This is a genomic window from Rhodococcus sp. IEGM 1351, from assembly GCF_030056875.1.
In the GTDB taxonomy this organism is placed as follows: Bacteria; Actinomycetota; Actinomycetes; order Mycobacteriales; family Mycobacteriaceae; genus Rhodococcus_F; species Rhodococcus_F opacus.
In genome coordinates this window covers 45,822-59,160 of record NZ_JASHKU010000019.1, presented here as the reverse complement: position 1 = coordinate 59,160, position 13,339 = coordinate 45,822, and the positions used below count along the sequence as shown (strand labels likewise).

Genomic DNA, 13,339 nt, shown 5'->3' with positions numbered 1-13,339 from the left:
GCACGCCCGACTGTGTCAGCCCTCGATCGTGTGGTGCGGCGGCGCGGGCAGCGCGGTGGACGGCGACTCGCGGTGGTCGTACCGGCTGGGCTCGTCCTTGGTGCGCGGCGGGCGGTCGTTGGCGATGAGAACCGCGATCCACGGCAGCGGGATCGACACACCGATGATCGCCATCGAGATCCACGGGTTCTCCCAGATGCCGTACGCCACCGCCGCGAAGATCAGCGCGGGGAACCGGAAGGACATGATGAGCAGGTACTTGCGGACACGGGCGCGATGTTGATCCTCGATGGATCGCGCCGCCTCGGTGATGAGAACCGGATTGCTCGGGGAGCCGGCGTCGTGGGACCCACCGAACCCTGCACTTCGTGCCATGACTCCACTGTTCCACTGTCGGGCGGCAAATGCACACAGGGGGTGGGTTCGTCGGCCGGTTGCGGCATTATTGAGGGGTGAGCACTCAAACCAAGGAACGGCCCGACGTCACCACCGACGAGTCGACCGATGACGACACTCCCAAATTCTTCCACTACGTCAAGAAGAACAAGATCGCGGAGAGCGCCGTCATGGGCACTCACGTCGTCGCGTTGTGCGGCGAAGTGTTTCCGGTGACGAAGTCCGCGAAGCCGGGATCGCCGGTCTGCCCCGACTGCAAGAAGATCTACGAAGGATTACGCAAGGGCGACTGAGGCTTCACCGGCGCTCGTCGCACACCCGGTGGCTCGGGAGGTTCTCGTACCGGGCCGTCGGGCTCGTCGTCGTTCCCGGGCTCCGGCTCGCCCGCATCCGGACGGGCACGGTCGCCGACGACCTTGATCGGACCGGTGGCGATGCGACGTGTGAGGCTGGTCACCGGACCCGTCGACGGCGAACTCTCGGCCTGTGCGGCGATCCAATCCCGCATCTGGTCGATGCGGGTGGCACGGGCGGGCCAGAACTCCTGGACGGTGGCGTTGAACTCGGCGCCGAGCACCACCGCGAAACCCAGGAAGAACGTGAACAGCAGGAACGCGATCGGCGTGGCCAGCGCCCCGTACGTGTATCCGGTTCCGGCCACCCAGGAGAGGTAGCGGCGCAGGCAGGTGCTCGCGCCGAGGAAGAACACCCCCGCCACGAGCGCGCCGCCGAGCAGCCGGTGCCAGGGCAGCGACCGGGGCAGTGCCACCTTGTACAGCGTCGTCAGGCCCACGATGAGCAACAGGCCCACGCCGGGGTAGTAGAACGTGTCGACGATCTCCGTCCCGATCGTGCGCCACGCCTCCGGGAGCACTCTGCCGACGAGCGTCGGCCCCAGCGCGACCAGCGGCAGGGTGAACACGGCGAGGATCAGGAACATCACGTAGAGCAGCAGTGCGAACACGCGCTGCCACACCGGGTGCCGCGCCTCCTGCTGGCCGTGGGCCTCGACGATCGAGTCCACGAACGTGGAAATGGCGGAGGAGCCGGCCCACAGGGACAGCAGGAAGCTCAGTGACACGATCTCGGGGCGCCCACGTTCGAGTACGTCGCCGACGGTGGGGCGGATGATCTGTTCGACGACGCTGTCGCTGAACACCGTCCCGCTGAAGTTGATGATCTTCGACTGGATGATGTCGACGGTGTCGGGTCCGAACCAGCCGCCGACGTAGCCGAGCATTCCGAGGAGCCCCAGCAGGAGCGGAGGCAGCGACAGTGTCTGCCAGAACGCCGCCGTGGCCGCCTTTCCGAAGATCGAATCGTCCCAGGCCTTGCTCGCTGTGCGACCGATCACGCTCAGTGCACGACGTAGCGGATGCCACCCGGACCGGGGTGGGTCACCGCCACTCTGCGGCGTTGTCGAGGGTGTTTCGGTCATGATGTTTCCAGCATCCCTGAGGACACGCCCGGTTGCCCACCGCTGCTGTCCTCGTGTCGCGACAAATCTGTCACTATCGGATGTCGCGAATGCGGTCCGCGTCGGATCCGGACGCTAGGCTCCTTGACGGACAGCGCCTTCGGGTCTGGACCCGGACATGTCGATCGAATACCGAGGAGTGCGAGCAAACAGTGCCATGCCAGCGGAGGGCAGCCCGTGAGTGCTGAGACAGTGGGCTCCCAGTCGGCGCCGAGAATGGAAACCGAGGCAGCGCAGATCGTGGGCACCGAGGCCTACCTCGCACAGACAGAACCTGCCAGACCCGCAGGATCACTGCGCGCCTGGCAGCGTCGTGCGCTGACGAAGTATCTGTCGACCGGACCGCAGGACTTCCTCGCGGTCGCGACGCCGGGCGCCGGTAAGACCACGTTCGCGCTGCGGGTCGCGTCGGAGTTGCTGCGCGACCGCACCGTCGATCAGGTGACCGTGGTCGCACCGACCGAGCACCTCAAGCACCAGTGGGCCGAGTCGGCTGCGCGCAACGGCATCGCGCTGGACTCGTACTTCTCGAACTCGACGGGACAGACGTCCAGCGACTACCAGGGTGTCGTGGTGACGTACGCGCAGGTCGCCTCCCACCCGTTCAAGCACCGGGTCCGCACCGAGAGCCGCCGCACGCTGGTCATCCTCGACGAGATCCACCACGGTGGCGACGCGAAGAGCTGGGGTGACGCCATCCGGGAGGCGTTCGGTGACGCCACCCGCCGCCTCGCCCTGACCGGTACGCCGTTCCGCAGCGACGACAGTGCGATCCCGTTCGTGACATACGAACCCGATCGCGAGGGTCTGATGCGTTCGAAGGCGGATCACTCCTACGGGTACTCGGACGCCCTCGCGGACGGCGTCGTCCGGCCCGTCGTGTTCCTCGCCTACTCCGGCGAGGCACGCTGGCGGAACAACGCGGGCGAGGAGTTCTCTGCGCGACTCGGTGAGCCGCTCAGCGCGGAGCAGACGGCCCGGGCGTGGCGAACGGCCCTGGATCCGTCGGGCGACTGGATTCCCGCGGTCCTGCACGCCGCAGACACCCGGCTCGGCCAGCTGCGCACGGGCGGCATGCCCGACGCCGGGGGTCTCGTGATCGCCACCGACCAGACCGTGGCCCGTGCGTACGCGCAGACCCTGAAGGCGGTCACCGGGGAAGATCCGGTCGTGGTGCTCTCCGACGACCCCACGGCGTCCAAGCGGATCGCCGAGTTCGGGGCGAGCACCCAGAAGTGGATGGTCGCCGTCCGCATGGTGTCGGAAGGCGTCGACGTTCCCCGCCTGGCCGTCGGTGTGTACGCGACCAGTGCGTCCACCCCGCTCTATTTCGCGCAGGCGATCGGGCGTTTCGTGCGGTCCCGTCGCAAGGGCGAGACCGCGAGCGTGTTCCTCCCGTCGGTTCCGGTGCTGCTCGACCTGGCCAGCCAGCTCGAGGCGCAGCGCGACCACGTGCTCGGCAAGCCCCATCGGGAGAAGGACGGCTTCGACGACGATCTTCTCGCCGACGCGAACAAGCAGAAGGACGAGCTCGGCGAGGAGGAGAAGGCGTTCACCTCGCTCGGCGCGGATGCCGAGCTCGACCAGGTGATCTACGACGGGTCGTCCTTCGGGACGGCCACGTTCTCGGGCTCCGACGAGGAGGCCGACTACCTGGGTCTGCCCGGACTGCTCGACGCCGATCAGATGCGCGCGCTGCTCCGTCAGCGTCAGTCGGAGCAGCTGGACAAGCAGGAGCCCGCCCCCGCGCCCGTGCACACGCCCGTGCCCCAGGTCGCGGACCGGGTGGCCGCCGCCGGACAGCTCGCGCAGCTGCGTCGGGAACTGAACAGTCTCGTCGCGATGCACCACCACCGGACGGGCAAGCCGCACGGCACCATCCACGGCGAACTGCGTCGCGTCTGCGGGGGCCCGCCCACGGCGATCGCCACCGTCGAGCAGCTCACCGAGCGGATCTCCACCCTGCGACAGTGGTGACCGCCGTCACTCGGTGACGCGAACGTAAAGAGAGACCGGCGAGTGCATCGCACTCGCCGGTCTCTTTGCTGAATAGGTGAGCCTGGGACGGGTCACCCGGCTGACGTATCAGATTGCAGCTTCGGCTTCGGACACGATCGTGGCGTTCATCTCGCGAAGGCGGTCTGCGTGCTCGTTGGCGTGGTGACCGCAGAAGAGCAACTCTCCTCCGGTCGGAAGTACCGCGCGAACGCGGGCTCCCGCACCGCACCGGTCGCACCGGTCGGCTGCGGTCAACGGGGGGCTGGTCAGTGTTCCGGGCATGACTCCTCCGTACTGGCTTCGACTGACGCCGAGTGCCTGGGGCCTTGGTCCGCCGCGTCGGGGGTGGCGCGGTGGATCTACTCTGTCAGACGTTTGGGGTTTACGCGTTGTTCCCATCGGCGTTTCTCAGTGTTGCATCACACACGAAACCCGCCGGAAACGCCCAGTCAGGGACGTGACGAGCGCAGATGTGAACAGACCGCGCGGTCCGAGTTCGCTGACAGCTGATTCGTTCCGGGGCGTGACGCTAGTCTCACCGTGTGAAATCCGAAGACCAGCTGGTCCACATCTGCAGCCGCGAGGAATGGCGCACCGCGGAACGCGAAGGCAGTCGAGTGCCCGCGACGTTCGCCGCGGACGGTTTCGTGCACCTCTCGACGCCGGCCCAGGTGCATCTGCCCGCCAACAGGTTGTTCGCCGGGCGTACGGACCTCGTCCTGCTGAGGCTCGACCCCGCCGCGCTCGGTGCGCCGGTGAGGTGGGAGCCGGGCGTGCCGGCGGATCCGGCGTCGATGCTGTTCCCACACCTGTACGGGACGCTGCCCGTCACGGCGGTCACCGCGGTCGAGGATTACCGCCCCGACGCCGACGGAATGTTCCCGGCCCGGCACTGACGCGAGCCTTCCGCGGTTGGTCACACCGATCGGTCTACCGTGGAGGCATGAACGTTGAAGTGACGCCACTACCGGGTATCGGGGTGCGTAAGGACTTCGAACTCGCCGCCGGTCGCCGCATCGGTGTCATCACCCACCGCGACGGTCGCACCGATCTGATCGTCTCGAAGGCCGACGATCTCGATGCGTGCGCTGCGTCCGTGCCGCTCACCACCGAGGAGGCGGCAGTCCTCAGCAACCTGCTGGGAGCACCGCAACTGGTGGCGCAGCTGGAGGAGGAGCACCGGGACCTGCCCGGAATCCGCACCAAGCAGCTCTACATCAAGGAGGACTCCCGGTTCGACGGCCGCCCGCTCGGCGACACGGCGATGCGCACCCGCACCGGAGTCTCGATCGTCGCGGTCATGCGGGCCGGTCAGGTGTACCCGTCACCGAAGCCCGATTTCCTGCTCACCTCCGGCGACCTCCTGGTCGCCGTCGGAACCACAGACGGACTGGACGCGTCAGCCAAGCTTCTGGCCAACGGCTGACGGTCCCGTGAACACCACCACGCTCGCGCTCATCGAATTGGGCGCGGTGTTCTTCGCGCTCGGATTGCTGGGCCGTCTGGCAGCTCAGTTCGGCATGTCGCCGATCCCGTTCTATCTCCTCGGCGGACTCTGCTTCGGCAGCGGCGGATTCGTCAATCTCGGCGACATCAGCGAGTTCAGCCACCTGGCGGCCGAGATCGGCGTGGTTCTTCTCCTGCTTCTGCTGGGGCTGGAATACACGGCGTCGGAACTCGTCACCGGGTTGCGACGGTCGTGGATGGCCGGGGTCGTGGACGCTGTCCTCAACGCCGCGCCCGGAGCGGTCGTAGCACTGATGCTGGGGTGGGGACCCACCGGCGCGGTCGTGATGGCCGGCGTCACCTACATTTCGTCGTCGGGCATCATCGCGAAGGTGCTGAGCGACCTGGGTCGGCTCGGTAACCGCGAAACGCCGGTCGTGCTCTCGATTCTCGTGTTCGAGGATCTCGCGATGGCCGTGTACCTGCCCATTCTGACGGCTCTGCTCGCCGGCGTCAGTTTCGCCGGTGGACTCGAGGCGGTGGGCATCTCCCTCGTCGTCATCTCGGTCGTCCTCGTGATCGCCCTGCGGTACGGCCGCTACGTGTCCGCCCTGCTGGACAGCCCGGACAGCGAGACGCTGCTCCTGAAACTGCTCGGCGCCGCGCTCCTCGTCGCGGGGATCAGCTCGGCGATGCAGGTCTCGGCCGCCGTGGGGGCGTTCCTCCTGGGAATCGCGATCTCCGGTACGACCGCCCACAACGCGAGCCGCGTCCTCGAACCGCTCCGCGATCTGTTCGCCGCGATGTTCTTCGTGGTGTTCGGACTCAACACCGACCCCCGGGCGATTCCACCGGTTCTCGGCTGGGCCGTCCTGCTCGCCGTCGTCACCGCGCTGACGAAGATGGTCACCGGCGCCTGGGCGGCGAAACAGCAGGGCGTCGGGCGGCTGGGCCGGGCCCGGGCGGGGGTCGCGCTGATCGCGCGCGGCGAGTTCTCCATCGTCATCGCAGGCCTGGCATTGTCGGCCGGAGCGGTGGAGAGCGAACTCGTGGCACTCGCCACCGCGTATGTCCTTCTGATGGCCGTCATCGGCCCGGTGGCGGCACGGGTGGTCGAACCGGTGGCAGGGGCCTGGATCCGGGTCCGCACCAGCGCGTAGCGGGCCGTAGGCGGATGCCGCGGGCGCACACGACGATGCCCCCGGACTCGCTCGGAGTCCGGGGGCATCGAGGTGTGTTCGTCAGTCCAGGTAGTCGCGCAGCACCTGCGACCGGGACGGGTGGCGCAGCTTCGACATGGTCTTGGACTCGATCTGACGGATGCGCTCACGCGTGACCCCGTAGACCTGTCCGATCTCGTCGAGGGTGCGGGGCTGTCCGTCGGTCAGGCCGAAGCGCAGGCGCACGACGCCCGCTTCACGCTCGGAGAGCGTCTCCAGCACCGACTGCAGCTGATCCTGCAGGAGGGTGAACGACACGGCGTCGACGGCCACGACGGCCTCGGAGTCCTCGATGAAGTCGCCGAGCTGGCTGTCGCCCTCGTCGCCGATCGTCTGGTCGAGGGAGATGGGCTCACGAGCGTACTGCTGGATCTCCAGCACCTTCTCGGGCGTGATGTCCATTTCCTTGGCGAGCTCTTCGGGAGTGGGCTCACGGCCCAGGTCCTGCAGGAGTTCACGCTGGATGCGGCCGAGCTTGTTGATGACCTCCACCATGTGCACCGGGATGCGGATGGTGCGGGCCTGGTCGGCCATCGCGCGGGTGATGGCCTGACGGATCCACCACGTGGCGTAGGTCGAGAACTTGTAGCCCTTGGTGTAGTCGAACTTCTCGACGGCACGGATGAGGCCCAGGTTGCCTTCCTGGATCAGGTCGAGGAACGCCATGCCGCGGCCGGTGTAGCGCTTGGCCAGCGACACGACGAGGCGGAGGTTCGCCTCGAGGAGGTGGTTCTTGGCGCGGTTGCCGTCGCGGCAGATCCAGCTCATGTCCCGGCGCTGGGCGGCGGGGAGCTTCTCTCCGGAATCGGACAGCTCCTGCATGATCTGGGTCGCGTAGAGCCCGGCCTCGATCCGCTTGGCGAGCTCGACCTCCTCTTCGGCGTTGAGGAGGGCGACCTTGCCTATCTGCTTCAGGTAGGCGCGGACCGAGTCGGCGGACGCGGTCAGTTCGGCGTCCTTGCGGGCCTGGCGGAGCGCTTCGGACTCCTCCTCGTCCCACACGAAGTCGCCGGAGGCCTTGTCCTTCTCGGACGGCTCCTCGGTCTCCTCGTCCTCGCCGACTGCGACGACCTCGACGACGTCGGACTCGACCTCGGCGAGGTCGCCCTCGGTGATGTCGATGTCCTCCATGTCGGCGGAGTCTTCGTCGACGTCCTCGCCGTCCGCGCCCTTACCGGCCGTGGCCTTCTTGCCGCCCGCCTTCTTCGCTGCCGCCTTCTTGGCGGGAGCCTTCTTCGCTGCTGCCTTCTTGGCGGGAGCCTTCTTGGCCGCCGGCTTCTTCGCGGGAGCTTCCTCGGCTGCCGGAGCAGTGCCGGTGGCTGCCGCTCCGACTGGTGCTTCCGGTCCTGACTCCGAAGTCGAATCAGCAGTCTGACGTGTATCGGTGGCTGCCACGTACGCCCTTTCGTGACGGTGTCGTGCGGCGTCACGCCAGAGTGGTCATCCGGCGGAGAGGTCTACTGGTTTCGCCGGCGCGCAGCCGGGTTCTTCCATTGTAACGACCCATCCGAATTAGTTACGGAGCGATGCCCGTTTCCATTGCGAGCGCAGCACCGACGATGCCCGCCGTATTCAGGAGCGCAGCAGGTACGACGGGTGTCCTGTTGGTCAGATGCGGGATCCACTTCTCGTTCTTCCGGCTGATTCCGCCGCCGGCGATGAACAGATCCGGCCACAGTAGGTTCTCGAACCGGGTGAGGACACGGCTCACCTCGCCGGCCCATTCCTTGTACGACAGATCCTTCTTCTCCTTGACCGAGGACGCCGCCCGATGCTCGGCTTCCTTGCCGTCCACCTCCATGTGCCCGAACTCGGTGTTGGGAAGCAGGACGCCGTCGTGGAGGATCGCCGAGCCGATGCCGGTGCCGAACGTGAGGAGGATGACGACACCCTTCGCGTCTTTGCCGGCGCCGAGCGCGTCCTCCGCTATCCCCGCCGCATCCGCGTCGTTGAGGACGGTGACGAGCCGGCCGCCGAGTGCGTCGGAGAACAGCGCGCGGGCGTCCGTCCCGATCCACTTCTTGTCGATGTTGGCGGCCGATCGCGCCACACCGCCGGTGACGACGCTCGGCAGCGTGATACCGACCGGTCCGTCCCATTCCGCCTGGCGGATGATCTCGGCGACGGTCTCCGCGACCGCTTCCGGGGTGGACGGCTGGGGAGTGAGGAGCTTGATCCGGTCCCCGACCAGCTGGCCCGTCTCGAGATCCACGACGCCACCCTTGACGCCACTGCCTCCGACGTCGACACCGAACCCCGTTTTGGTCATGGCGTGTGCTCCTTCGTGTCGACGACGACGTGTTCTCCGGCGCAGTTCTGCTGCCCGTCACACTAGTGTGTCGACGCGTGTTCGGTGGGCGATGACACCAGCTGTGCGAAACGTCAGCGGTGGTGTGAGGCAGCGAAAGTGTGTTCCGATGGGTGGGTGCATGCACCCCAGAGTTCAGAGTCCGCACCAGGCCACGTCGGCACCGATCCCAGGCGACTACTCGAGGTCGCCGTGGCGGTGGCCGAGGAGGCCGCCGCCCACGTCCGGGCGCGACGGCCCGAGGTCTTCGGAATCGTCGGCAAGCGAGCGGGATCCGGCGATTCCGTCGCGTCGAAGAGCACCCCGACCGACCCGGTCACGGTGGTCGACACCGAGAGCGAGCAGGTCATCCGCGACCGGCTCGCGGAGCTTCGCCCCGACGACGCGATCCTCGGCGAAGAAGGTGGGGGAGAGGAGGATTCCGTCGCCGAGGTGCGGTGGATCGTGGATCCGATCGACGGCACCGTGAACTTTCTGTACGGCGTCCCCGCGTACGCGGTCTCCGTGGCCGCCCAGATCGACGGCGTGTCCGTCGCCGGGGCCGTGGTCGACGTGGCGGCCCGATCGACCTACGCGGCGGCACGTGGCGGCGGGGCCACCCTCACCGACGCGGACGGGCGGGTGAGCGACCTCCGGTGCAACCCGGTCACCGACGTGTCGATGGCGTTGCTCGCCACCGGATTCGGGTACGGCGCGGCGCGGCGCAAGGCACAGGGCGCCCTCATCGCGGACATCCTGCCGAGGGTGCGCGACATCCGCCGGATCGGTTCGGCGGCCCTCGATCTGTGCATGGTTGCGGCCGGTCGTGTCGACGCTCATTTCGAACACGGGCTGAGCCCGTGGGACTGGGCCGCGGGGTCGCTGATCGCGACCGAGGCGGGGGCCCGCGTACGCATCCCTTCCCCGCAGACGTCGAGCGCGGACGGCGAAGTGGTGGTGGCCGCGGCCCCCGGCATCGCCGACGCCCTGGACGCGCTGTTCGCCGGGATCGGGGTGGACGCCCCGATCCCGGAACGGTGACCGCCGGTCAGCAGCGGGCGGTGCGCGCCGCCTTCAACAGGTCGATGTCGAGGGGGGCGGGCTGGCTTCCGGGCGGCGGATCCTTCAGGGACCGCAGGACCTCTTCGGCGTCGGTGTTCGGCGAGATCTTGCGGAAGTAGGTGCCGAGCGCGAGGTCGACCGTGTCGTCGGTGCGGGTGTCCTGGATGAGTTCGGCACATGGGGCCACCAGCCAGAGTGCGCTCGCGGCGGCGGCGCCGTTGGGTCCGAATCGCAGCTGCCCCTGGCACTGCATGTTCTGGTCGACGTAGACCGGGTCGTTGCCCGCCTGGACGTCGGGCGCGCTCGCGAACCCGTAGTCGCTGAGCTGTGCGGCCACCTGCGCCGCCTGGCCGTGCTCGCCGTTGGCGTTGAACACGCGGACCTTCGTGGCCGACAGCGCGGCAGGCTCCACGTCCCGCAGGGTCGAACCGTCGACCTTCTCACCCAGTGCCTGCTGCGGCGGGGCGGCGGGGTCGACGGGTTGCGCGGCGGGCTGGGGAGGGTTGCAGTCGACCGTGGTGGCCAGATCCTCGTCGTCGCCGAGGACGCCGATCCACACGACGGCGCCGAGCAGGGCGAGGACCGCGAACACCACGAGGATCGGCATCGCCCGCCGCCGCCGGAACGGACGACCCTTGTCGTCGAGCGGGCTGCCTTCGGTGATCAGTGAAACCACAGTGTGCCTCGACCTCTCCTACGAACTGCGCTTCGTACGTTGCACCCGTGCAGCGCACCGATACAGGGCCCGGCCACACGTCGTGGCGCAGGTTCGGCACCTACCTTAGATCCCTGGCACGTCATAACCCCGAACCCGTCCCCGTTGTGGAATGTCACAGCTTGCTGTGGTGTTGGTGACGATTAGCAGACAATTTGCGCGATCGGTCGATTCGGTTACGACTTTTGTACTTCCTTCGGCTACTGTCTGGCGGCCCCAGTCGTTCAAAGCGTGCAGAACGAGGGTCGGCAGAAGATGACAAAAGAGGCGTAGATCATGTTTCCGGGGCGTGGTTCCGGGCACGAACCCATTCGCTGCAGCGTTGTGCAGCCGCGGGGTGTGATCTGCGCCGAGGCGGTTTTCGTGTGGGCGGTCGACCAACAATCGGTTCGACGTACCGCACGGGCCGGGATACACCGAAGAGGATGAGGGGAAGGCGACATGGCAACTGACTACGACGCACCGCGGCGAACAGAGTCCGACGAGGTTTCGGAGGATTCACTGGAGGAACTGAAGGCGCGACGCAACGAGGCTCAGTCGGCTGTTGTCGACGTCGACGAGTCCGACACCGCGGAATCGTTCGAACTGCCCGGCGCGGATCTGTCCGGTGAAGAGCTCTCGGTGCGGGTCGTGCCGAAGCAGGCCGACGAATTCACGTGTTCGAGCTGTTTCCTGGTGCACCACCGCAGCCGACTCGCCAGCGACGCGGGCGGAGTGCTGGTGTGCAGGGACTGCGCGGCCTGAGCGGCGGCGAGTACGAGAGGCGGACGGTGGGAGGCCACCGTCCGATCAGTCTCCGTCCGCCTGCGGGCGGGGACGGTTGACGGCGGCCAGCAGCTCGGCCGGCCGTCGTGTACTGATCAACCAGTAGGGGGTCGGGTCCTCGGGGTCGTCGAGCACGATCAGTGCCATCGGCTTGACCCACACCCGGTGTTGCACGAACGCGGCGGGGTCGAGCTGACGACCGAGAGCCGCGCTCTTCGCCGAACCGGGCACTTCGGCGACCCGCGCGATGACGTCCAGCGGCAGATGCGCCTGGCCGACCCGCAGGTGGACACCGTTCGGTTCCTCGACGACCTCGACGCGGAGTCGGCTGAGCCAGACGAGTCCCCACACGGGCAGGGGAAGCAGAAGTACGTACGGCAGCCAGGCGCGCAGACCCGGCGCACCCATGTGCACCTCCGCGGCGAGCAGACCGGCGACGAACAAGCCCACTGCCCACCACCAGACGGGCACCCACAGGCGCTCGGAGTACAGCACGGGCGAGGTGTTATCGGTGGGCGCGACTTCGGGCCGGGACGTTTGTGACACCCGACCAGGATAGTCGGTGTCTGAGAGTAGGCTCGGTGCACGTGAGCGACCTATCTCCCGGCCTTTCTCCCGCCGCGACCCCCGTCCTTCCGCCCGTCGCCCTCCAGCGGCTGGACCCCGACATTCCGGTACCGCAGCGTGCGCACGACGGCGACGCCGGTGTCGACCTGTGCAGCACCATCGATGTGACCATCGAGCCGGGGCGCCGGGTCCTCGTCGGAACCGGCATCGCGATCGCGCTGCCGCTGGGCACGGTCGGGCTTATCCATCCCCGCTCCGGGCTGGCCGCAAAATCGGGTCTGTCGGTGGTCAACACCCCCGGCACCATCGATGCCGGGTACCGCGGCGAGATCAAGGTGTGCCTGATCAATCACGACCTCGAGACCCCGATCGAGATCCGCCGGGGCGACCGGATCGCCCAACTGCTCGTCCAGCGGGTCGAACTGGTGTTGTTCGTCGAGGTCCCGTCGCTCGACGGCACCACCCGCGGCAGTGACGGACACGGGTCGAGCGGAGGCCACGCGAGCCTCGTCGGCAATGCCAGTGAAGGAGCCTGATCATGTTCGGACGTCGTAAGAAGAAGGAAGCCGAGGACGACCGGCCCGGTTTCTTCGAGGACGCCGAGACGGACGCCGAGGCCGGCGACGCCGACGCGGACTACGAGGACGACTACGACGCCGTGACCGAGGTGGACGGCGGTCCGTACGACGCCGACGACCTCGAGTCGGGCGCCGACCTCACCGTCGGTGAGGTGGGAACCCGCCTCGACCTCGGTTCCGTGCTCGTCCCGATGCCGCAGGGCGCCCAGTTGCAGGTCGAGATGGCGCCTGACGGGTCGCCGCAGGCCGTGCATCTCGTCACCCAGCACGGGCGCATCACGGTGGCCGCGTACGCCGCCCCGAAGTCTCCGGGCCAGTGGCGGGAAGTCGCGGGCGACCTCGCAGAATCGCTGCGCAACGACAACGCGACGGTGAGCGTCGAGAGCGGACCGTGGGGACGCGAGGTCTTCGCCGTCACCCCGAACGCCGACCTGCGCTTCATCGGCGTCGATGGCTACCGGTGGATGGTGCGCTGCGTGGTCGCGGGACCGAGCGGTGGCAACACGGCCGACTCGGAGCTCGTCGCGACCGCCAGGGCGATCCTGCGCGACACCGTCGTGAAGCGGGGCAACGAGCCGAACCCGGTGCGAACGCCGCTGCCGGTGGTCCTGCCCGAGGCCCTCGCCCAGCAGCTGGCCGCCGCTCACCAGCAGCAGCTGGCGCAGCAGCAGGGTGCCGCTCCGCAGCAGCCCGCGCCGCAGCAGCCGGCTCCGGCGGGTCCGCAGGGCGAGCAGCAGGCGCCCCCCGCGGAGGCACCGCCGCAGCAGCGTCGCGGCGAATCGGGTTCGGCGATGCAGCAACTCGGTCGCTGATCCCGGTCCCGGAGAT

At 68.0% G+C, this 13,339-nt stretch carries 16 protein-coding genes; 9 read left to right on the top strand and 7 right to left on the bottom strand.

Annotation, left to right across the window (positions count from 1 at the left end):
* Nucleotides 1-15 precede the first annotated feature (15 nt).
* On the bottom strand, nucleotides 16-375 hold the full coding sequence (locus QM806_RS28465; RefSeq protein WP_005261100.1) for a DUF3099 domain-containing protein: 360 nt from the start codon (nucleotides 373-375) through the stop codon (nucleotides 16-18).
* Between the two features lie 77 nt (nucleotides 376-452).
* Between QM806_RS28465 and QM806_RS28460 the strand changes: the two genes are divergently transcribed.
* Entirely contained in the window at nucleotides 453-689 is a 237-nt protein-coding gene (locus QM806_RS28460; protein ID WP_005240826.1) for a DUF3039 domain-containing protein, read from the top strand.
* Here the strand turns inward: QM806_RS28460 and QM806_RS28455 are convergent.
* Entirely contained in the window at nucleotides 662-1,834 is a 1,173-nt protein-coding gene (locus tag QM806_RS28455) for a YihY/virulence factor BrkB family protein (RefSeq protein ID WP_039950704.1), read from the bottom strand. The genes QM806_RS28460 and QM806_RS28455 overlap by 28 nt on opposite strands.
* A gap of 255 nt (nucleotides 1,835-2,089) precedes the next feature.
* On the opposite strand from QM806_RS28455, the gene QM806_RS28450 reads away from it, so the two are divergent.
* Nucleotides 2,090-3,850 carry a DEAD/DEAH box helicase gene (locus QM806_RS28450; protein ID WP_054246693.1) on the top strand — a complete coding sequence of 587 codons (1,761 nt, stop codon included), beginning with the start codon at nucleotides 2,090-2,092 and terminating at the stop codon, nucleotides 3,848-3,850.
* 108 nt (nucleotides 3,851-3,958) lie between these two features.
* On the opposite strand, the gene QM806_RS28445 is transcribed toward QM806_RS28450, so the two are convergent.
* On the bottom strand, nucleotides 3,959-4,153 hold the full coding sequence (locus QM806_RS28445; protein ID WP_005240831.1) for a DUF7455 domain-containing protein: 195 nt from the start codon (nucleotides 4,151-4,153) through the stop codon (nucleotides 3,959-3,961).
* Between the two features lie 260 nt (nucleotides 4,154-4,413).
* On the opposite strand from QM806_RS28445, the gene QM806_RS28440 reads away from it, so the two are divergent.
* The 3 genes from QM806_RS28440 to QM806_RS28430 are packed head-to-tail and all read left to right on the top strand — an operon-like array spanning nucleotide 4,414 to nucleotide 6,477.
* The gene (locus tag QM806_RS28440) at nucleotides 4,414-4,767 is read left to right on the top strand and encodes a DUF952 domain-containing protein (protein ID WP_005261097.1); all 354 of its coding nucleotides are present in this window, start codon (nucleotides 4,414-4,416) and stop codon (nucleotides 4,765-4,767) included.
* A 47-nt stretch (nucleotides 4,768-4,814) separates the two neighbouring features.
* A complete protein-coding gene (locus tag QM806_RS28435) occupies nucleotides 4,815-5,297 on the top strand; it encodes a cation:proton antiporter regulatory subunit (protein WP_005569768.1) in 483 nt (160 codons plus the stop codon).
* A gap of 7 nt (nucleotides 5,298-5,304) precedes the next feature.
* Nucleotides 5,305-6,477, top strand: a complete 1,173-nt coding sequence (locus QM806_RS28430) for a cation:proton antiporter (protein WP_005261095.1) — start codon at nucleotides 5,305-5,307, stop codon at nucleotides 6,475-6,477.
* An 81-nt stretch (nucleotides 6,478-6,558) separates the two neighbouring features.
* Here QM806_RS28430 and QM806_RS28425 read toward each other — a convergent pair whose 3' ends face one another.
* Together QM806_RS28425 and ppgK are read right to left on the bottom strand one after the other, a co-directional pair.
* Complete coding sequence (locus QM806_RS28425; RefSeq protein ID WP_005569767.1) at nucleotides 6,559-7,932, bottom strand: RNA polymerase sigma factor; 1,374 nt, start codon at nucleotides 7,930-7,932, stop codon at nucleotides 6,559-6,561.
* Between the two features lie 121 nt (nucleotides 7,933-8,053).
* Nucleotides 8,054-8,806 carry a polyphosphate--glucose phosphotransferase gene (gene ppgK, locus QM806_RS28420; protein WP_005569766.1) on the bottom strand — a complete coding sequence of 251 codons (753 nt, stop codon included), beginning with the start codon at nucleotides 8,804-8,806 and terminating at the stop codon, nucleotides 8,054-8,056.
* A 156-nt stretch (nucleotides 8,807-8,962) separates the two neighbouring features.
* Here ppgK and QM806_RS28415 point away from each other — a divergent pair, with 156 nt between their 5' ends.
* Complete coding sequence (locus QM806_RS28415; protein WP_050998577.1) at nucleotides 8,963-9,865, top strand: inositol monophosphatase family protein; 903 nt, start codon at nucleotides 8,963-8,965, stop codon at nucleotides 9,863-9,865.
* A gap of 7 nt (nucleotides 9,866-9,872) precedes the next feature.
* Here the strand turns inward: QM806_RS28415 and cei are convergent, their stop codons facing one another.
* Nucleotides 9,873-10,562 (bottom strand): envelope integrity protein Cei, encoded by a 690-nt coding sequence (gene cei, locus QM806_RS28410; RefSeq protein WP_005240849.1) that lies wholly within the window; start codon nucleotides 10,560-10,562, stop codon nucleotides 9,873-9,875.
* Nucleotides 10,563-11,042: 480 nt separating this feature from the next.
* Here cei and QM806_RS28405 point away from each other — a divergent pair, with 480 nt between their 5' ends.
* Nucleotides 11,043-11,345: a DUF4193 domain-containing protein gene (locus QM806_RS28405; protein ID WP_005240850.1), complete on the top strand. Its 303-nt coding sequence runs from the start codon at nucleotides 11,043-11,045 to the stop codon at nucleotides 11,343-11,345.
* A 45-nt stretch (nucleotides 11,346-11,390) separates the two neighbouring features.
* On the opposite strand, the gene QM806_RS28400 is transcribed toward QM806_RS28405, so the two are convergent.
* Nucleotides 11,391-11,861 carry a DUF3093 domain-containing protein gene (locus QM806_RS28400; RefSeq protein WP_005569764.1) on the bottom strand — a complete coding sequence of 157 codons (471 nt, stop codon included), beginning with the start codon at nucleotides 11,859-11,861 and terminating at the stop codon, nucleotides 11,391-11,393.
* An 86-nt stretch (nucleotides 11,862-11,947) separates the two neighbouring features.
* On the opposite strand from QM806_RS28400, the gene dut reads away from it, so the two are divergent.
* Together dut and QM806_RS28390 are read left to right on the top strand one after the other, a co-directional pair.
* Nucleotides 11,948-12,469, top strand: coding sequence for a dUTP diphosphatase (gene dut, locus QM806_RS28395; RefSeq protein ID WP_502943908.1), 522 nt, complete (start codon nucleotides 11,948-11,950; stop codon nucleotides 12,467-12,469).
* Between the two features lie 2 nt (nucleotides 12,470-12,471).
* Nucleotides 12,472-13,323 carry a DUF3710 domain-containing protein gene (locus QM806_RS28390; protein WP_169693211.1) on the top strand — a complete coding sequence of 284 codons (852 nt, stop codon included), beginning with the start codon at nucleotides 12,472-12,474 and terminating at the stop codon, nucleotides 13,321-13,323.
* Nucleotides 13,324-13,339: the final 16 nt, after the last annotated feature.